General features: G+C 61.7%; 1 protein-coding gene. It reads left to right on the top strand.

The window, feature by feature from the left end; translation table 11 throughout:
* On the top strand, nucleotides 1-261 hold a 261-nt coding region (locus ACSNOK_RS34825; RefSeq protein WP_436784710.1), incomplete at both ends, for a cbb3-type cytochrome c oxidase subunit I.

Below are 261 nucleotides of genomic sequence, written 5' to 3'. Positions count from 1 at the left end.
CCATGGGTTCGCTGTACTACCTGCTGCCGCGCCTGTCGGGCAAGCAGGCCATGTGGAGCACACGCCTGATCGACCTGCATTTCTGGGTGGCCACCATCGGCATCGTGCTGTACATCGCCTCGATGTGGATCGCCGGCGTGATGCAGGGCCTGATGTGGCGCGCGGTCAATGCCGACGGCACGCTGACCTACAGCTTCGTCGAAAGCGTCAAGGCTACCTATCCGTACTACGTGATCCGCTTCACCGGTGGCTTGCTATACC

Source organism: Streptomyces sp. URMC 126 (assembly GCF_051386555.1).
In the GTDB taxonomy this organism is placed as follows: Bacteria; Actinomycetota; Actinomycetes; order Streptomycetales; family Streptomycetaceae; genus Streptomyces.
This window is presented reverse-complemented; position numbering and strand designations above follow the sequence as displayed.